This window comes from Pseudomonas sp. YL2 (assembly GCF_023063025.1).
Lineage (GTDB): Bacteria > Pseudomonadota > Gammaproteobacteria > Pseudomonadales > Pseudomonadaceae > Aquipseudomonas > Aquipseudomonas putida_A.
This window is the reverse complement of record NZ_JAJSLU010000001.1, coordinates 164445-183901: the sequence shown is the minus strand read 5'-3', so window position 1 is coordinate 183901 and position 19457 is coordinate 164445. Positions and strand designations below refer to the sequence as shown.

10 protein-coding genes are annotated in these 19457 nt (G+C 61.3%); 8 read left to right on the top strand and 2 right to left on the bottom strand.

The window, feature by feature from the left end; translation table 11 throughout:
* Positions 1–6: 6 nt before the first annotated feature.
* Both purE and LVD08_RS00775 read right to left on the bottom strand, forming a co-directional pair.
* Positions 7–498 carry a 5-(carboxyamino)imidazole ribonucleotide mutase gene (gene purE, locus LVD08_RS00780; protein ID WP_003229641.1) on the bottom strand — a complete coding sequence of 164 codons (492 nt, stop codon included), beginning with the start codon at positions 496–498 and terminating at the stop codon, positions 7–9.
* Between the two features lie 333 nt (positions 499–831).
* The gene (locus LVD08_RS00775) at positions 832–1740 is read right to left on the bottom strand and encodes a LysR substrate-binding domain-containing protein (protein WP_027610365.1); all 909 of its coding nucleotides are present in this window, start codon (positions 1738–1740) and stop codon (positions 832–834) included.
* 180 nt (positions 1741–1920) lie between these two features.
* Between LVD08_RS00775 and aspA the strand changes: the two genes are divergently transcribed.
* From aspA to LVD08_RS00735, 8 genes are all read left to right on the top strand, one after another.
* The gene (aspA, locus tag LVD08_RS00770) at positions 1921–3345 is read left to right on the top strand and encodes an aspartate ammonia-lyase (RefSeq protein ID WP_027610364.1); all 1425 of its coding nucleotides are present in this window, start codon (positions 1921–1923) and stop codon (positions 3343–3345) included.
* A gap of 507 nt (positions 3346–3852) precedes the next feature.
* Positions 3853–5298, top strand: a complete 1446-nt coding sequence (locus LVD08_RS00765) for an alanine/glycine:cation symporter family protein (protein WP_097089448.1) — start codon at positions 3853–3855, stop codon at positions 5296–5298.
* A 171-nt stretch (positions 5299–5469) separates the two neighbouring features.
* Entirely contained in the window at positions 5470–6474 is a 1005-nt protein-coding gene (locus LVD08_RS00760; protein WP_096795417.1) for an asparaginase, read from the top strand.
* 134 nt (positions 6475–6608) lie between these two features.
* Positions 6609–11225 (top strand): hypothetical protein, encoded by a 4617-nt coding sequence (locus LVD08_RS00755; protein WP_247267158.1) that lies wholly within the window; start codon positions 6609–6611, stop codon positions 11223–11225.
* A 103-nt stretch (positions 11226–11328) separates the two neighbouring features.
* Positions 11329–12324, top strand: coding sequence for an AraC family transcriptional regulator (locus tag LVD08_RS00750; protein ID WP_247267157.1), 996 nt, complete (start codon positions 11329–11331; stop codon positions 12322–12324).
* A 268-nt stretch (positions 12325–12592) separates the two neighbouring features.
* Positions 12593–13618: a histone deacetylase family protein gene (locus LVD08_RS00745; protein WP_247267156.1), complete on the top strand. Its 1026-nt coding sequence runs from the start codon at positions 12593–12595 to the stop codon at positions 13616–13618.
* Positions 13615–14715, top strand: a complete 1101-nt coding sequence (locus tag LVD08_RS00740) for a polyamine ABC transporter substrate-binding protein (RefSeq protein WP_096795420.1) — start codon at positions 13615–13617, stop codon at positions 14713–14715. Before LVD08_RS00745 ends, LVD08_RS00740 begins: the two co-directional genes overlap by 4 nt.
* A gap of 152 nt (positions 14716–14867) precedes the next feature.
* Complete coding sequence (locus LVD08_RS00735; RefSeq protein WP_247267155.1) at positions 14868–19442, top strand: hypothetical protein; 4575 nt, start codon at positions 14868–14870, stop codon at positions 19440–19442.
* Positions 19443–19457 lie beyond the last annotated feature (15 nt).

Below are 19457 nucleotides of genomic sequence, written 5' to 3'. Positions count from 1 at the left end.
ACAACCTCAGGCAATACGTGGGTCTGGATTGTCCAGGACGCTGTCTGTCTGCTCGGCACGGAAAGTTTTCAGTACCGCGTGGAACTGTGGATGCTTGGCACCAAGGATGCTCGCCGAGAGCAGCGCGGCGTTGATCGCGCCGGCCTTGCCGATAGCCAGGGTGGCAACCGGAATGCCCGCCGGCATCTGCACGATCGACAGCAGCGAATCGACACCCGAGAGCATCGACGACTGCACCGGAACGCCCAGTACAGGCAGGTGGGTCTTGGCCGCACACATGCCTGGCAAGTGGGCTGCGCCACCGGCACCGGCGATGATCACCTCGATGCCACGGCCCTCAGCCTCTTCGGCGTACTGGAACAGCAGATCCGGGGTGCGGTGGGCGGAAACCACCTTGACCTCGTACGGGATGCCGAGCTTTTCCAGCATATCGGCGGTGTGGCTAAGGGTGGACCAATCGGACTTGGAGCCCATGATCACGCCAACCAGTGCACTCATCGTCGCGCCTCTTCTCTCTGGGCGCCCGCAGGCGCGTCAAAAACAACAAGCCACGCAGGATTGCGTGGCTTGATTGTACGAAAAATGGCCGGACGTACCGGCCGAAGGCCGCGCAGTATACCGCAAAGAAAGCAATAAACAGCCCCCGAAACGACCATCTGTCAAATCAGCCAAAGGCCCGGTTTTATTGACTTTAAGGTCAGCGACAGAACACCGCAAATCCGCCCTGTGGGAGCGGGCTTGCTCGCGAAGGCGTCAGGTCAGATACATGAATCTCGACTGACACACCGTATTCGCGAGCAAGCCCGCTCCCACAATTGGATCTGCGATGGCTCAGGAAGCCTGTGCAGCGCCGCCTTCAAGCTTGCGCCACAGCAACCGCACGTTGGCCTTGCGCACCAGTGCGCAGCGATACAGGCGAATCTCCAGCGGCACGTGCCATTGCGGGCCGCCGCAGACCACCAGTTCGCCGCGAGCCAGCTCTGCCCGCACACTCAACTGCGGCACCCAGGCGATGCCGAGCCCCTCCAGGGCCATGCTCTTGAGGCTGTCGGCCATGGCGGTTTCATAGATGGTGGTGAAACGCAGCTGACGCTGGCGCAACAAACCATTCACCGAACGTCCGAGAAACGCCCCGGCGCTGTACGCCAGCAGCGGTACGCTGGCGTCGCCTTCCAGATCGAACAGCGGTTTGCCATCGGCATCGGCTGCGCACACCGGCAGCATTTCAGTCTGACCCAAGTGCAACGACGGGAAAATTTCCGGGTCCATCTGCATCGCCGCGTCCGGGTCGTAGAACGCCAGCATCAGGTCGCAGCCGCCTTCGCGCAGCGCATGCACCGCGTCGCCGACGTTGGTTGCCACCAATCGCGTGGCGATGTTCAGCCCTTCGTTGCGCAGTTGTGCGATCCAGCGTGGAAAGAAACCCAGCGCCAGCGAGTGCGCCGCCGCGACCTGGATCACTTCGCCCTGCCCGCCTTCCAGGTGATGCAGATGGCGCAGCACTTCGCCGAGCTGTTCGACCACGGTGCGCGCGGTCACCAGAAACAATTGTCCCGCCGCCGTCAGCTCGATCGGCGTGCGCGAGCGATTGACCAGCGTCAGCCCAAGCGCTGCTTCCAGGCTGCGGATCCGCCGACTGAACGCCGGCTGGGTCACGAAGCGTCGTTCGGCCGCCTGCGAGAAGCTGCGGGTGGCGGCCAGAGCACTGAAGTCCTCGAGCCATTTGCTTTCCAGATTCATCACGCCCTCCCGGACACGCACCAAAACAGGTCACACGTCTGCCGCACACGCGGCGTCACACGGGCATTATGCCGAATGTGCATAGGCCAGTGTTTAACAGCATTGGCCCAAAAAATCCCACAAGCCTAGCATTCGCAGCGTTCCGGCACAGACCGGGTCCATATCGAGATGATTTCTATCATGTCCTCCGCTGCATCTTTCCGCACAGAAAACGACCTGCTTGGCGCCCTCGAAGTACCGGCTCAAGCGTATTACGGCATCCAGACCCTGCGAGCGGTGAACAACTTCCGTCTCTCCGGCGTTCCGATTTCGCATTACCCGAAACTGGTTGTCGGTCTGGCGATGGTCAAACAGGCCGCCGCTGACGCCAACCGTGAGTTGGGTCATCTGAGCGAAGCCAAGCACGCTGCCATCAGCGAAGCCTGTGCCCGATTGATCCGCGGTGATTTTCACGAAGAATTCGTGGTCGACATGATTCAAGGTGGCGCCGGTACTTCCACCAACATGAACGCCAACGAAGTGATCGCCAACATTGCGCTCGAAGCAATGGGTCACCAGAAAGGCGAGTACCAGTACCTGCACCCGAACGACGACGTCAACATGGCGCAGTCGACCAACGACGCCTACCCGACCGCGATCCGCCTGGGTCTGCTGCTGGGTCACGACGCGCTGCTGGCCAGCCTCGACAGCCTGATTCAGGCCTTCGCGGCCAAGGGCAAAGAATTCGATCACGTCCTGAAAATGGGCCGTACCCAGCTGCAAGACGCCGTGCCGATGACTTTGGGTCAAGAATTCCGTGCTTTCGCCACCACCATGGGCGAAGACCTGGCCCGTCTGAAGACGCTGGCCCCGGAACTGCTGACTGAAGTGAACCTGGGCGGCACCGCGATCGGCACCGGCATCAACGCCGACCCGCGCTATCAAGCGCTGGCCGTTCAGCGTCTGGCGCTGATCAGCGGTCAACCGCTGGTGCCGGCCGCCGACCTGATCGAAGCCACCTCCGACATGGGCGCCTTCGTGCTGTTCTCCGGCATGCTCAAGCGCACCGCGGTCAAGCTGTCGAAAATCTGCAACGACCTGCGCCTGCTGTCCAGCGGTCCACGCACCGGCATCAACGAGATCAACCTGCCAGCGCGTCAGCCAGGCAGCTCGATCATGCCCGGCAAGGTCAACCCGGTGATTCCGGAAGCCGTTAACCAGGTGGCCTTCCAGGTCATCGGTAACGATCTGGCGCTGACCATGGCAGCCGAAGGCGGCCAACTGCAGCTGAACGTGATGGAGCCGCTGATCGCGTTCAAGATCCTCGACTCGATCCGTCTGCTGCAACGCGCCATGGACATGCTGCGCGAGCACTGCATCGTCGGCATCACCGCCAACGAAGCGCGCTGCCGCGAACTGGTCGAGCACTCGATCGGTCTGGTCACCGCACTGAACCCGTACATCGGCTACAAAAACGCCACCCGCATCGCCCGTATCGCCCTTGAAAGCGGCCGCGGCGTGCTGGAACTGGTGCGCGAAGAAGGCCTGCTCGACGAAGCCATGCTCGCCGACATCCTGCGCCCGGAAAACATGATTGCCCCGCGTCTGGTTCCGCTCAAAGCCTGAGCCGACGCGTTATTTGTAGCACCGCTCACCAGGTCGAGGGACTAGACACCTCTCACCTTTTGAGGGCTTGGGGATTTGTCCCCAAGCCCTTTTTTTTAACTTTCTGATCCTGAGACCCGTATGTCTGGGGACTGAACAATGTAGAGGTGAGTCATTGTGATGAGGGGGGATAAATCCCCTCACCACAGGGTTTGCATCAACAGAAGAGCAGTTCCCGCACAAGCCCGGCGCCGGTAACGCCGGGTGTTTCAACGCTTCGTTTCGTCGCTTGCACCACGAGCGTGCAGACGGGCGCCGCACTGATCGGTATAGTGCCGCCCCTCTTCGCGTGAGCGGTCGTCGGTAACGAGGCCATAACCCATGCGAAACCCGAACTAATAACAAACCCGCGAAATGGATCCGGGACGAAACCTTCGCCTCACCTGTCGTGCCGCGCGCAAACCGGTGTAACGCGATGTTTCTGAACATCCAGCATTTGCTTACACAAAAAACAGCGAGGAAAAATCCATGCTCGAAGTCATCAACGACTTCCTCTCAGGGAAAGTACTGATCGTGCTCATTGTCGGGCTCGGTAGCTACTTCACGATTCGCTCGCGTTTCGTTCAATTGCGCCACTTCTTCCACATGTTCGCGGTATTCCGCGACAGCCTGAAAAGCAGCGGCGGGCAACTCAGCTCGTTCCAGGCCCTGATGCTCAGCCTTGCCGGCCGCGTCGGTGCAGGCAACATCGCCGGTGTCGGCATCGCCGTGACCCTCGGTGGTCCGGGTGCGGTGTTCTGGATGTGGGTGACCGCACTGGTCGGCATGTCCAGCAGCTTCTTCGAATGCACCCTGGCGCAGGTCTACAAGCGCGCCGATGGCGACGGTCTGTACCGTGGCGGCCCGGCCTACTACATCCAGCACGGCCTGAAGTTGAAAGGCATGGCAGTGGTGTTCTCGGTCCTGCTGCTGGTCACCTACGGCTTCGCCTTCATCGGCCTGCAGTCCTACACCGTGACCCACTCGCTGCAAAACGCCTTTGCCTTCGACCCAAGCCACACCGGGATCGTCCTGGCGGTGCTGCTGGCCATCACCTTCATCGGCGGCATCAAGCGCATCGCTGCAGTGTCCGACCTGCTGGTACCGGTCAAGACCCTGGCCTATATCGGCGTGACCCTGTACGTAATCGGCACCCAGATCGAACACGTGCCAGCGATGCTGGAAACCATCTTCAAGAGCGCTTTCGGTCTCGACCCGGCCTTCGGCGGCCTGCTCGGCAGCGCCATCGTCATGGGCGTGAAGCGTGGCGTGTTCGCCAACGAAGCGGGCCTGGGCAGTGCGCCGAACGTCGCCGCCGTGGCCTCGGTGAAACACCCGGGCGCCCAGGGCGTGGTTCAGGCCTTCAGCGTATTCCTCGACACCTTCGTAATCTGCACCTGCACCGCGCTGCTGATCCTGCTGTCGGGCTTCTACACCCCGGGCTTCGAAGGTGACGGCATCGTCCTGACCCAGAACTCGCTGGCCGCCGTGGTCGGTGACTGGGGTCGCATCTTCGTCAGCGTTGCGCTGTCGCTGTTCGTCTTCACCTGCATCCTCTACAACTACTACCTGGGCGAAAACAGCCTGCAGTTCCTCAGCCGCAACCGCGCCTTGCTGATGGTTTTCCGCGGTCTGGTCCTGGCGCTGGTGGTATGGGGTTCGATGCAGGATCTGTCGACCGTGTTCGCCTTCGCCGACATCACCATGACCTGCCTGGCCTTCGTCAACCTGATGGCCCTGGCCATGCTGTTCAAGGTCGGCATGCGCGTGATGCGCGACTACGACGAACAGCGCCGCGCCGGCATCAAGCAGCCCGTGTTCGACTCCAGCAAATTTGCCGATCTGGATCTGGACCTGAAGGCCTGGCCGACCGAGGCGCCAGCCGCCGGCAAGACCGCAGTCGAGCCGCAAGGCGTGCCTGCAGCGCAACGCTGACAGGTGAATGACGGGCGCATCCCCTGCGCCCGTCAGTTATTGTGATGCAATAACTTGTAGGAGCGAGCCTGCTCGCGATAGCTGTCTTTCAGCCAACATCAATGTTGAATGATGAACCGCTATCGCGAGCAGGCTCACTCCTACAATGTCATCTCTTGTGGAGACCCTCAGATGATTGCCAATTCCTTTCCCGCCGCCCAAAACGTCATGGTGCTCTACACCGGTGGCACCATCGGCATGCAGGCCAGTGCCAACGGTCTGGCCCCGGCGTCCGGTTTCGAAGCCCGCATGCGCGACTACCTGCACAGCCAGCCCGAACTGGTGGTGCCGCAGTGGCGCTTCCGGGAAATGTCGCCGCTGATCGACAGCGCCAACATGACCCCGGCCTACTGGCAGCAACTGCGCGAAGCGGTGGTCGATGCGGTGGACGTGCAAGGCTGCGACAGCGTGCTGATCCTGCATGGCACCGACACCCTGGCCTACAGCGCTGCGGCGATGAGTTTCCAGTTGCTCGGCCTGCATGCCCGGGTGTGTTTCACCGGCTCGATGCTGCCGGCCGGCGTCACCGACAGCGATGCCTGGGAAAACCTCGGTGGCGCGCTCGTTGCTCTGGGTCAGGGTCTGGCGCCGGGCGTGCACCTGTATTTCCATGGCGAGCTGCTGGCGCCGACCCGTTGCGCGAAAGTGCGCAGCTTCGGCCGGCATCCGTTCAAGCGCCTGGAGCGTCAGGGCGGCGGGGTGAAAGCGCCGTCGATTCCGGCCGCACTGAACTACAACCAGCCGAAACAACTGGCCAAGGTTGCTGTGCTGCCACTGTTCCCCGGCATCGGCGCCGAGGTGGTTGATGGCCTGCTGGCCAGCGGTATCAAAGGTCTGGTGCTGGAGTGCTACGGCAGCGGCACCGGACCGAGCGACAATCCCGAGTTCCTTGCCAGCCTCGGCCGCGCACGGGACAACGGTGTGGTGGTGGTTGCGGTCACGCAGTGCCATGAAGGCGGGGTCGAGCTGGATGTGTATGAAGCCGGCAGCCGTTTGCGCGGCGTTGGCGTGTTGTCCGGTGGCGGCATGACCCGAGAAGCGGCGTTCGGCAAGCTGCACGGCTTGCTCGGTGCGGGTCTGGACAACGCCGAAGTGCGGCGTCTGATCGAACTCGACCTGTGTGGCGAATTGCGCTGAGCCTGGTCCGGCGCCGGCGATAGTCCGACGCCCTACATATCTACCACCCACGCTGCATCGTGCCTCCCTAGCATGGAGCGATCCCGAGACTTGTCCTCGGGATCGCCTCCATCACCAGAACGCAGGGACGCACGATGAGTTCAGCAACCACAAGCTCCACCCGGCAGACGGCTGCCGGCACCAATCCCACCGAAGCCCTGATCACCCAATTGAGTGTCGGCCCCGACTTGCGCGACGTGGCCGCCGTGCTGTTGCGCGAACATTTGCGCAAGCTGTACCCCACGCTTGATCTGGAGCCGAGCATTACCATGATCGGCACGCCGCAATGGTCCATCGTCGACGAACAGATCGTTGCCGGAAATCCGACCTACCAGGCCTTGACCGAAATCCTCGCCGCCCAGGTCGTGCAGGGCACGCCGACGCTGTATATCGAAGGTGAACACTTTCTGACGCAACAACCGATCAGCGATCCGGCCGTCCACCTGCCGGTACGGATCGACGAAATCGCCAGCCTGCTCAACCTGCTGGCACCGGTCATGCTCACGGCGTTTCAGGAGCAACAGCTGGCGTACTGGAACAACGCCGACGACAGCAACGGCCCGCGTTGGCATACATTGTCGAACACCCTGCGCGAGATCTGGAACGTCAATCAGGTACAAGGCTGGAGCGAGAGTGACTGCGCAATGGCCCGCGCGCTGTATCGCACTGCCGGTCTGGCCGGCAGGAAAATCGATGACCAGAACAGCGCCTGCCTGATCGCCATTGATCTGATCGATGGCACAACCGTAAAGCATCTGAACGAAGTATCGATGGCCGTGCTGATCGGCACACAACAGGGAAAGACGGTCATCCTCGCCCATTCACTGCTCAAGGGTTATCAGAAGTTCGACTCTCTTGATGACCTGGGCAAATCCTTGCCTGCGCACGTGGGCAATCTTCAGCCGTACCAGCAGTTGAACTGGCGATTGCTGGAACCCTCGGGCAGCATCTTCGATTATCAGGCGTGTGCACTGGTCTCGATTCAGATCGATGTGATCGGCGCGCTGGATTTTTCTCCTGCCACACCTGCCCCGCTCGACAAGCCATTGTCCACGGCCACCCCCGAAGTCGACGCCACGGCGAAAAAGCCCGGCCCGCCATTGAGCTGGTTTCAGAATGCCTTGCCTGACTGGCTCATTGCTGCATCACTGCCGGATCTGAACAACTATTCCCGGCACTTGAAGGATCTGGCTGCACTGCATAACCAGAACACCGGCAAGTCCTATCTGGATGGCATCCTGCCAATCAGCGAATACGCGCTGAGCGAAATGAACGCCTTGCATGCCGAGACCCTTCGCGCGCACGCCGATGCGCAGCGTACCGACCTTGAAACAGCCTTGGAGTCGATCCAGTTGCGGGTCAAAAGTCCGGTGATCTGGGGCACCTTTACTGTTCCGGGAAAAATCGAGACTTACAATTTCAGCGTCACCGATCTGGCCTTGCAGAATCTGATTGCAGTGCCGGTAGGCAACAAGACCCTGCACTCCACCCATGGCAAGCCATTGCCCACATGGCTGACCGTAAGCTATCTGGAAGACCTGGTAACCCGCGCGGATATCGGTACGACCTACCCGGCGCTGATCAAGCGTCAGTTGGTCGACACCACGCCAGCTTCCGCCGGGCGACAGGCACTGTTCACTCAACACTTGCGCATCCAGTTGCCGCTGCTGGCCCTGCAATCGAAAATTCGCGGCAAGGCCGGTATCGACGCACGCGGTTACCGCTATGTCGTCGCGGTGCTGGATCCCGACAGCAACCATCGCACGGTCGAGGACCAGACCATCGTCATGCGGCCTCTGGCTTTCGTTCCTCAACGCAGAACAGAGGGCAGCCATGACGAAGTCGCCAACATGTTCGTGATCGGTCCTGAGGACCCGAGCGCCGGGCCGTGCCTGCTGTATCGGCCGATGCTTGATCAGCCGTTGACCCAATACCCTTCCCCCAGCAACTTGCTGTACGCCATCCAGCAATCCGCCAGTCTGCGTGACTCGGTGCTCGCCTGGCTCCCGGACCGCGTGCGCAGCGACTACGCCAACTATGTGTTTCCAGGCACGTTGCCCTCCCCCTGGGCCGTCACCGAGTTTCTGGTGGATGCGGAAAAAATGAGGGTCATGAGTGGGCCGATCAGCCTCGGTAGAAAGACCGTGGAGGGCGATCTGCCAGGCGCTCTGTACAAAGCCAACGCGTCGGCGCTGGTCGAGCTGGCCGACCGCCAGTCGGTGTCAAATGCGGAAAGTCGCTGGGCCAGTTTCAAACAGGCCGGATGGACCCTGTTCAATGCCGTCTTGCCGTTCCTCGGACGCACGGTGGGTGTCGCGACGTGGATCTGGCAGGTGATGGAGCAACTGCAAGCCCTGAAGGAAGCCCGGGAGCAGGATGACTCTTCCGCGCAATGGTCAGCGTTCACCGAGGTGTTGCTCAATCTGGGGATGGCGATCACGTTGCACATCGCAGGTCGCTCCCGACCACGGCTGGCCCATGAGACAGCGGCACGCGAAACACCGAAAAACCCTGACCCCACGACCACTGAAATCACCGTGCAACAACTGGAAAAAAGTGCTCCCCATGAAACCGCTGACCTGCAGCAGACCCTTAATATCAGCGGCGCCGCGAATCGCACGCCCGCAAGTCTGGGCACCGTGCTGTCCCACTTCAAAATCCTTCGCCCGCAACGTCTGGGTAGCGCCAACACCACGCCAGGGCTCTATCGCAATCTCTACAGCTACAACAGCAAATGGTACGCCCCGGTGGGCCATAACTGGTTCGAGGTCGCGGTGGACGAAAACGGTACCGTCATGATCATCGATCCGCAGGATCCAACCCGTACCGGCCCAGCCTTGATCGGCAATCTGCGTGGCGATTGGTTCGTCGATACCCGACTGCGTCTGCGCGGTGGCGGCTCGGCCGGCCTGACACAGCTGGCTGAAGCACAACGCCGCATCGAAGCGGAAAAACTGCGCACCCGCCTGACCGCCTTCGAAAGCCGTAAGGCGGCAGCGCAAGGCGAGCTGGAACAGGTCCGCCAGGCAATGAACGCTGCCACCGCTCAGACCGCTGCGGCCCACCGCCAGCTCTTTCTACAGTCTCTGGACAGGCAACGCGTCGCTTATGCCCAGGCGTTGAGCGATCTCAAGGCGTTGCATGTATTCTCGCCAACGGCTGACTACCAACAGAGATCCCTGGGCTATCTCAAGGCGCAGCTCGAACTCATCCATGCAGGGATTCGCGAAGCGCTGACCCTGTTCACGCCGACATTGCGCAGCGTACTCAATCATCTCGAAGAACAGGCTGAACAGCCCCAGAACCGGCATATTGCCGAAACGCGGCAGATGCTTGAGCTCAATCTGGACATGATCACGCGTCTGGAGCAGATCCAGGCACAATTGGTGCAACTCAAAGAGTTCGAGAGAGACGGCTTGCGCTTGATTCAACTGACCCGCAAGGCACTCCCGGCGTACTCGATCGAGGATCTCAAGGCACTGCAGGTGACACTGGCGCGCAATGTCTGCCTGCCCGAACACTCGGTAGCGACCGCCGCGGATGCCTGGCTCAGTCTCGACCAGATTGTCGATACCGCCGATATCGCCGTTCAAGCGCTGCGCGACACCCTTGAGGAGCGCAGCGTTTCCCGGCTCGACGAACGCATCGACTGCCTCAACGATCTGATCGAACAATTCAACGTACTCGACGAGCGCCTGGCAGACTTCAAGTCCGCGTTCGCTGACAGTGTGCAAGAGGCACCGCTGACAAACCTTCGCCAACAGCTCGAGCAATTCAACCGCAGCGCCCGCCACAACCTGGTGCTGTTGCTCGAAGAGCGCGGCACCCTGCGCAGCCGCCCGGCGCTCCCCGTGCAACCGCCAAGGCCGAAAAAGAAGTTCATCCGCACCCGCTACAACGGCGTGCTGATCGGCGAGCCGCGCCTGACGGCACAGGGCCTGGAAACCGACCTGGTCGACATCAAGTCACCGCTCACGGACAAGGTCATCTCGACCTTTCATCAAAAAACTCCCGGGGTGTGGGTCGAACGTATCAGCACTGCCTTGCCGACGCCGACGCCAGCGCTCGAAACCAGCCTGAACAAGGGGCAGGACCTGCTCGACGGCCTGCCGGCGTTCACCCTGCGCATGAACGAACTCATGAAGCAGGCCGGACGCTCGGCGGTCGGTATCGAGTACCTGTTTCACCAGCACGCCCTGCAACTGGAACACGTCAGCGCGGCCATTGAACAGGCCCTGACCGACAGCAACGCCACGGACAGCAGCCAGCGCTCGGCTGCGGTGCTGAACAAGGCGCTGAGCGATGCCGTCGACAGCCTATATCAGCAGGCCAAAACCGCCATGTCGATGATGACCAGGGCACAATCACCCACACCATCAGGTGTCGCCTGGCTTCAGACCAATGACAGCATCCGTATTGCAAAAACTGTCAGTCGACGCCGCCTCAAGGGCGGCAAGGCGCTCTACCTGGACGAATACAGCATCACTGACCAGACCACGCGCAAGGTGCTGTGGTACGCGCATTTTCTGTACTCCACCTCATGGGTGCCGGACAAGGCCTTCCTCTCTGCACGTTTGAAAACCCCCGCGGAGCGGCAACTGGGATCCGATGCCGACAGCACTCGCGGGTTGAGCCGGGCCGAACGGCTGGCGTACTACCGCAGCATGATCGGCGTGGAGCAGGCCCGACAGCTGTTTTTCAGCGCGAGCTAAGGCATACGCTGATGACCGTGCACGACGTCGCCCCTGCCTGTGGGCGTCGTGCACGGCACGCTACTTGCTGCCTCTTTTGCCAAAAACCAGCGGATGCCGCCTCATGCTCCACTCCCACCTCACGACGCTCAATGCCGTCTCACTGGTACTCAACACCTTCAAGACCGAAGGCCTGTCGAGCGAAGCGCTGCTGGCCGGCAGCGGCATCAGTGCGGCGGATCTGGCCCGTGCCGACACACGCATCACCACCAATCAGGAAATGCAGGTCTGCGCCAATGCGGTCGCGCTCAAGCATGACATCGGCCTGGAACTGGGCCGGCGGATGCACGTGTCCTGCTACGGCATCCTCGGTTACGCGCTGCTCACCAGTGCCACCTTAGGTGACGCTTTGCGCCTGGCGATTCGCTATCCGGCGCTGCTGGGAACACTTTTCGAACTGAGCCTGGAAGACGACGGCGAGCGGGTCTGGTTTGTCGCTGCCGATTACCGCGAGAGCCCGGAGATGGCGGTGTTCAACGCGGAATTCTGCCTGGTGTCATTGAAGGTCATCTGCGACGATTTGCTTGGGCATCCGCTGCCGCTGCTGGCGACACGCTTTGAACATGCCGCGCCGGATTACCGCGACAGCTACGCCGAGCACTTCAACAGCCCGCTGCATTTCGCCGCCAAGGACAACGCCTTCGCCTTCGACCGGCGCTGGCTCGATCAACCGTTGCCGTTGGCCGACAGCATCACCCATCAGGCCATGGCCGACCGCTGCCGCAAACAGAACATCGAGTTCACCGGACGTCAGGCGTGGCTGGGGCGGATTCGCCAGTTGCTCAGTGCCCAGCTCAATGCAGCACCGGGGCTGGAGGGGCTGGCCCAGCAAATGAAGTGCTCGCCGCGCACCTTGCGCCGGCATCTCAAGGACATGGGCAGCAGTTATCAGGAACTGCTCGACGAACTGCGCTTCGAGCGGGCCAAGCAGATGCTGTGTGAGGATCAACTGCCGATCTACCGCATCGCCGAGACCCTGGGTTTCAGCGAGACCGCGAGTTTCCGCCATGCGTTCGTGCGCTGGAGCGGTGTTGCGCCGAGCCAGTTTCGCCCTCATTGATGTTCCAATGTGGGAGCGGGCTTGCTCGCGAATGCGCAGTGTCAGTCGCGATCAATTTATCTGACCTACCGTATTCGCGAGCAAGCCCGCTCCCACCGGGACGCATTTCATGCCTGAATCGAAGCAAGGCTGTACTGAAAAGAGGGGCGAATTGCGGTCAGAGTTTTTGGCCATATCGATCCCCTTTTGGCCTTTCCTGCCGTTCTCCGATTCGCCGCGCGCCGCAACACTGGGGGCAACCGAATCAGCCCCCTGCGGAGAACAACAAATGCTGACGATCTACTCGGACGATCACCACCTGCACCACGGCCGCTGCGAACTCATCGACGGCCAGCTCAAGCCGTGTTTCGAAATGCCGTCGCGCGCCGACCACGTGCTGCAACGGGTACAACACCAGAACCTCGGACCGGTAGAAGCGCCAAAGGATTTTGGCCTCGAACCGATCGCGCGCATCCACAGCCGCGATTACCTCGACTTCTTCAAAGGTGCATGGGCACGCTGGACCGAATTCAACACCGACGGCGACTTGCTGCCCTACACCTGGCCCGCCCGCACTCTGCGGCAGATCAAACCGACCAGCCTGCACGGCCAGCTCGGTTACTACAGCTTCGACGGCGGCGCGCCAATCACCGCCGGCACTTGGCAAGCAGCCTACAGTGCAGCGCAAGTGGCGCTGACTGCCCAGGCGCAAATCCAGCGCGGCGCGCACAGTGCCTTCGCCCTGTGCCGACCACCGGGACACCACGCCGCCAGCGACTTGATGGGCGGTTATTGCTACCTCAACAACGCCGCCATTGCCGCTCAGGCATTCCTTGATGCCGGCCACAAGAAGGTCGCGATCCTCGACGTCGACTATCACCACGGCAACGGCACCCAGTCGATTTTCTACGCGCGCAGCGACGTGCTGTTCACCTCGATCCACGGCCATCCGGAAGCCGAGTTTCCATTCTTCCTCGGCTATGACGATGAACGCGGTGAAGGGGCCGGTGAAGGTTTCAACTTCAACTATCCGCTGCCGGCCGGTTCCGGCTGGGATGTGTGGAGCGCGGCACTGGAACAGGCCTGCAACGAGATCGACAGCTATGGCGCCGACGTCATCGTCGTGTCGCTGGGCGTCGACACCTTCAAGGACGATCCGATCTCGCAGTTCAAGCTCGACAGCCCAGATTACCTGGCCATGGGCAAACGCATCGCCGCCCTCGGCAAACCAACCCTGTTCGTCATGGAAGGGGGTTACGCGGTGGAAGAAATCGGCATCAACGCGGTGAACGTGCTGGAAGGTTTTGAACAATGAACCGACTCAAGCACTGCATTGCGCCAGCCCTGTGCGCCGCGCTGCTCAGCGTCGGCGCCCACGCCGAAGAACGTACCCTGCGCGTCTACAACTGGTTCGACTACATCACGCCCAAGGCGTTGGAAGACTTCAAGGCACAGAACACCCAGACCAGACTGGTCTACGACATCTTCGACACCAACGAAGCACTGGAAGCCAAACTGCTGACCGGCAACTCCGGCTATGACGTGGTGGTGCCGTCCAACGTGTTCCTCGCCAAGCAGATTGAAGCCGGGGTGTTCCAGCCGCTGGATCGCAGCAAGCTGCCGAACTGGAATCATCTCGATCCGAAACTGATGAAGCTGATCGAAGCCAACGACCCGGGCAACAAATTCGCCGTGCCGTACATGTACGGCACCATCCTGATCGGCTTCAACCCGGCCAAGGTCAAAGCCGCGCTGGGCGATAACGCGCCGGTGGACAGCTGGGACCTGATCTTCAAGGAAGAGAATCTCAGCAAGCTCAAGCAGTGCGGCGTCGCCCTGCTCGACTCGCCGTCGGAGATTCTGCCGCTGGCCCTGCAACACCTGGGTCTGGATCCCAACAGCAAAAATCCGGCGGACTATGCCAAGGCCGAAGCGCTGCTGATGAAGATCCGGCCGTACGTGACCTACTTCCATTCGTCCAAGTACATGGCCGACATCGCCAACGGTGACATCTGCGTCGCGGTCGGTTATTCCGGCAGCTTCTCGCAAGCGGCCAATCGCGCCAAAGAAGCGAAGAACGGTGTAGTGGTCGACATGCGCCTGCCCAAGGAAGGCGCACCGATCTGGTTCGACATGCTCGCTATTCCCAAGGGCGCGAAGAACCCGGAGGACGCCTACACCTTCATCAACTACCTGCTGCAACCGACGGTGATCGCGCCGGTCAGCGACTTCGTCGGGTATCCGAACCCGAACAAGGACGCCACCCAACTGGTCGACCCGGCGATCCGCAACAACCCCAACCTGTACCCGACCGATGCGGCGATGGGCACGCTTTACACCCTGCAACCGCTGCCGCGGGATGCCGAGCGGGCACGCACCCGGGCCTGGACCAAGATCAAGTCCGGCACCTGAGCCGACGCTGACGACAAGACCCGCCGCCGTGCGGGTCTTTTTTTGTCTGCGATATTTATCTACCACCTTCGGTGCTCGGCCCGTCACTACCTTGCAACGCATCGCTCGCCGCCTCTTTCGCGGTGTCTGCTGTTCTGACCAAGGATGTGACCATGCCAGAAACCCTCAACTCTCCCGCCGACCACAAGCTGCCGGACGATCAAGACGCCCTGCTTACCCAACTGGTCGCCGGCCCCTCAATCAGGGAAGTCGCCACCCGCGCCCTGCAACCGGCACTGAAGACGCTATACCCCAAGTTACAGATCGACCCGCGACTGGCAATGGTGGTGACACCTGGCTGGACCTTGCGTGACCAGCGTGTCGTCCCCGGGCCGCGACACTTCGAATCGCTGACCGATGCGCTGGTGCGTCATGGCGTCGCCAACAAGCCAGTGATCTACCTGGATGGCGAGCACTACCTCACTTTGCATCCTGCGCACGAGACGCCGGTACAACTGCCCGTCAACATCGAGGCCATCGCCAGACTCCTCAATGAACTGGCGCCGCTGCTGTTTGTTGCCTTCGAGGAACAACAGGTCGATTACTGGAACCAGTTCACCCGCGCCTCCACCCCGCGCTGGCAGGGATTGTCCAGGTCCCTGCGCGAACTGTGGAACGTCGGGACGAACCCGGCGTGGGACGACGACCAGCGCGCCATGGCCCGGAGTCTTTTCGACCATCCGCAAAAAACTGCCCGCAGTACCGATGATCGCTATCAGTCCCGCGCCTGCCTGATCGATCTGGACACCACGCGCGATGGTACTTCCAGTCACCTGCACGTCCTCGACATGGCCGTACTGATCGGCACGCTCGGCAGCCGCACGCTGATTCTCACCCACACCATCACTCGTGGTTTCCAGGCCTTCGATACCCTGCAGGAACTGGGTGCCTCACTGCAGACCCAGACGGACGGACCGCCGCCTGCAACCCTGCAATGGCGGCTGATCGAACCTGACGGTGACTACTTCGATCATCTGGCGTGCAATCTGATCGCCCTGCAGGCCGACGCGATTGGCGAGCTGGCAAACGAACCGGCGACAACCAACCTGACGCCCCACGTCAGCCGCACGACCAACGAACTCGATCCCACGGACAAGCAGTCGTCTTCACGCTTCAACCTGGTCGAGCAAGCGTTGCCAGAGTGGATGGTCGACGCCTCGCCCAGCGACCTGACTGCCTACAGCCGTCATCTGATGGATCTGGCGCAGGTGCAAAGTCAGAACGCCGAGCAGTCCTTTGACGACGGCATTAAACCGATTCGCGAGTTCGCGCTGGAGCAACTGCAGGCGGCCCTGCTCAAGGAGCATCCCGAAGCCACTGAACTGAATCTGGCCGAGATTCGCATCGTGGTCGACAGCGTGGTGGTGTGGGGCAGTTTCACACCGTTGCTGGAGCCCGAACGCAGCACCTTCAGCCTGGTCGATCTGGCGTTGCAGAATCTGATTGCCTTGCCGCTGGGCAACAAGACCGTGAGCAATATCGGCAGCACTGCGGTGCCGGCATGGATGACGGCCGATTATCTGGAGAGATTGATCGTCAGTGTCGACATCGGCCAGACCTATCCTGCGCTGATCAGGCAAAAACTGCGCGATGACCCGCTGGAAAGCCTGCGGCGACAGAACCTGTTCACCAGCCGGCTGCGTGTCGAATTGCCGTTACTGGCCTTGCAGCAGAAGATTCGCGCACAGGGCGGGGTCGACGAGGCGGGCTATCGCTATGTCGCGGCCGTGGTTCAATTGCTGGATGACAATCGCCGGGTGGACGGTCAGGAGATCGTCATTCGACCGCTGGCCTTCAATCCCGCGTGGCGCCCGGGGACAACCACCGATGAAGTGGCCAACATGTTCGTGATCGGCCCCCGACAGATGGACAAGGGACCCTGCCTGCTGTACCGGCCCCTGTCCGATCATGCCTTGCTCCAGTACCCGTCGCCGGCCAACCTGGTGTACGCCATCAAGCATTCACCGACATTGCGTCAGTCGGTCCTCGCCTGGTTGCCGGACAGTGCGCGCGCCAACTATGCCAATTACGTGTTCTGCGATGATCGACCCTCGGTATGGTCGCTCTCACAACTGCTCGCCGATCCACTGACTTCCTTGCAGATGAGCGGCACGCTGACCTTGGGAACAGCAGTCATCGCTACCAATTACCTGGCTTTTCTGTTCAACGCCAACGTCAGTGCAATGGTCGAACTGGCGAATCGGCAATCGGTGTCCAATAGCGAAAGTCGCTGGGAGAGCTTCAAGCATGCGAGCTGGATGATCCTCAGCGCCGCGCTGCCGTTTTTCGGTCGAACCGTCGGTACCGCCGCCTGGATCTGGCAAGTGCTGGACGATCTGCAACAAACCTTCGACGCCGCTGCCACAGGCGACACCGGGCAGCAGAAAACCGCGATGACCGATCTGTTGCTGACCCTGGCCATGGTGCTCGCCCATCACGCCAGCACCCGTAACGCGACGCCTCGGGACATCACTGAAAAGAAGCCGGTGACCGTCGAGACCGAGCCCAGGGAGCCGGTGCCACCAACGCCGGTGAACATCGTGCAACGCCCTGATGTGATCGGTGAGTATCCGGCGCAACATCAGACTTCGCTGATGACCGACACCGCCCTGAGCCTGACCCAAACCCTGGATCGGTTTGCCGTTACGCGCCCCGAAGCGCTCACCCCGACCGCCAGCGACGCCGGCCTTTATCGTCACCTCTATCGGCATGCCAACGGGTACTACGCACCCGTGGGTGAGCGCTGGTTCGAAGTGGCAGTCGCCGACACCGGTGAGGTATCGATCATCAATTCGCAGCGACAGCCCGGACATCAGGGCCCCGGGTTGATCCGCAATCGACGGGGCGAGTGGTTCGTCGACACTCGCCTGCGTCTGCGCGGCGGTGGTCTGTCGAGTCGGCGCAAGGCCAAACGACGGGAAAACAATGAACGCATCGCCGAACTCAAGAAACAACTGACCGAGTTCGATAACACCCGCGAGCAGGCCCGCGCAGAGCTGACAGCCGCCCACACCGCCATGACCACGGCCAGCGATGACACTCTGGTGGCGCAGCAGACCACGTTTCTTGCAGCACTTGAACGCCGCACCGGGGAATACGCGGCTCCCATCGACCAGCTGAAATCGCTGAACCTGCTTGAGACCGTACCCCATTTCCGCACCGCCATGACCGAGATGCTCGGTACCCAGTTGTTCTTCAACCAGACATGGCTCACTCAACGTGACCCCCTCTTCGCCAGAACCCTCAAGGAAACCCTGGTGCTGCTCGAGGCCGAGGAAACGGCTGCGGGCACCGGTGATCCCGTCACCTACCGCAGAATGTACGATTTGACCGAGGACATGATCAGCAAGATCGAGTTTGCCCAGTCACGTTTTCAGGAGTTGAGCCGACTGGGCAAACGTGCCGCTGAAGTCGCCAATACCTATCGCGCAAAGCTGCCTGTGTTCAGTCTCAATGATCTCAAGGCGCTTCAGGTGTCGCTGGCTCGCGACATCTGCCTGCAAGAGCAGGCTTCGCCAACGCTGACTCAGGCACAAGGCGATCTGGTACGCCTGCTCGACACAACCAACCTGGTGATTCAGACCTCCCAGGAACTGCTGCTCGACCAGACCAGCCTGGGGGCCAACGAGCGGATCGAAGGCCTCAACGGCATGCTCGAACAGTTTGCCGCCATCGATCAGTCGTTCGAGGATTTCGCCCTCAACCACAAGGATGTGCTGCTCGACGAGCCCTTCAGCCATACGCGTAAACGAATCAACGAGTTTCAGCACCAGACCGAAGAGCACCTGGCGCAATTGCTCCTCGAACACCGGCCGGTGGAGCCTCGGCCCGGTCCTTCAAGGCCAGCGCCAGCCTCACGTAAACGGATTATCAAAACCCGCTTCAAGGGCACAGTGGTCGGCGAGTTGCGTTCCTCGGCGCCAGGGCAACCAGTCCTGCTGGACGTGAAAGCGCCCATGACCGGGAACGTCATCGCCACTTTTCACGAGAAAACGCCCGGTGTCTGGGTCGAACGCATTCAGCCCGGACGGCGCCGCCCGCCTGCTCCGGTAGCGGATCTCGCCACCCAGATCAGCCAGGGCCAGGCGCTGCTCGATGGCGTAGAAAGCTTCATCCGGCAAACCGAAGCCCATGCCAAAAAACCCGGCCGGATTCCGGTGGAGATCGAAGAGCAGTTCCAGCGCAAGGCCGAACAGCTCGACGAAAGCGCGAAAAGCCTTGAACAGGCCCGGCTGCGGGCAAACAGCACCGAGGAGCCGCCAGCCCTGATTGCCCAATTGAACCAGGCGGGTGAACGCCTGTACGCCGAGGGCTACCGGATACGGGTCGAGATGACCAAGCAACAACCGCCAACCGCCGCCCGGGTCGAATGGTTATTGCACAAGGATGAGATCGACATTGTGTCTGGCGGTGCCCGGCGTCGCCTCAAAGGCCCGCGCAGGGATTATCTGCAGGAGTACGAAATTCGCGAGCGGCGCACCGGCAAGACGTTGTGGTACGCGCACTTCCATTACAACAGCCCCGATGCACCGGCCGACGCCTTCACCGCCGCCCATTTGAAACTGCAGGAGCAACGGCGGATGGCCGGCGCCTTCGACCTGGACTCAGCCACCAGCAGCCCGCAAATCATCGCTATCTATCGCAGCGCGATCAGCCCGCAGCTGGCGCGTTCGCTGTTTTTCTCATAAGCCCCAAACGTCAAA

What these genes read in the sequence shown, in the direction of transcription:
- purE (WP_003229641.1), bottom strand. Translation starts at nt 498, where the DNA reads ATGAGTGCACTGGTTGGCGTGATCATGGGCTCCAAGTCCGATTGGTCC.
- LVD08_RS00775 (WP_027610365.1), bottom strand. Translation starts at nt 1,740, where the DNA reads ATGAATCTGGAAAGCAAATGGCTCGAGGACTTCAGTGCTCTGGCCGCC.
- aspA (WP_027610364.1), top strand. Translation starts at nt 1,921, where the DNA reads ATGTCCTCCGCTGCATCTTTCCGCACAGAAAACGACCTGCTTGGCGCC.
- LVD08_RS00765 (WP_097089448.1), top strand. Translation starts at nt 3,853, where the DNA reads ATGCTCGAAGTCATCAACGACTTCCTCTCAGGGAAAGTACTGATCGTG.
- LVD08_RS00760 (WP_096795417.1), top strand. Translation starts at nt 5,470, where the DNA reads ATGATTGCCAATTCCTTTCCCGCCGCCCAAAACGTCATGGTGCTCTAC.
- LVD08_RS00755 (WP_247267158.1), top strand. Translation starts at nt 6,609, where the DNA reads ATGAGTTCAGCAACCACAAGCTCCACCCGGCAGACGGCTGCCGGCACC.
- LVD08_RS00750 (WP_247267157.1), top strand. Translation starts at nt 11,329, where the DNA reads ATGCTCCACTCCCACCTCACGACGCTCAATGCCGTCTCACTGGTACTC.
- LVD08_RS00745 (WP_247267156.1), top strand. Translation starts at nt 12,593, where the DNA reads ATGCTGACGATCTACTCGGACGATCACCACCTGCACCACGGCCGCTGC.
- LVD08_RS00740 (WP_096795420.1), top strand. Translation starts at nt 13,615, where the DNA reads ATGAACCGACTCAAGCACTGCATTGCGCCAGCCCTGTGCGCCGCGCTG.
- LVD08_RS00735 (WP_247267155.1), top strand. Translation starts at nt 14,868, where the DNA reads ATGCCAGAAACCCTCAACTCTCCCGCCGACCACAAGCTGCCGGACGAT.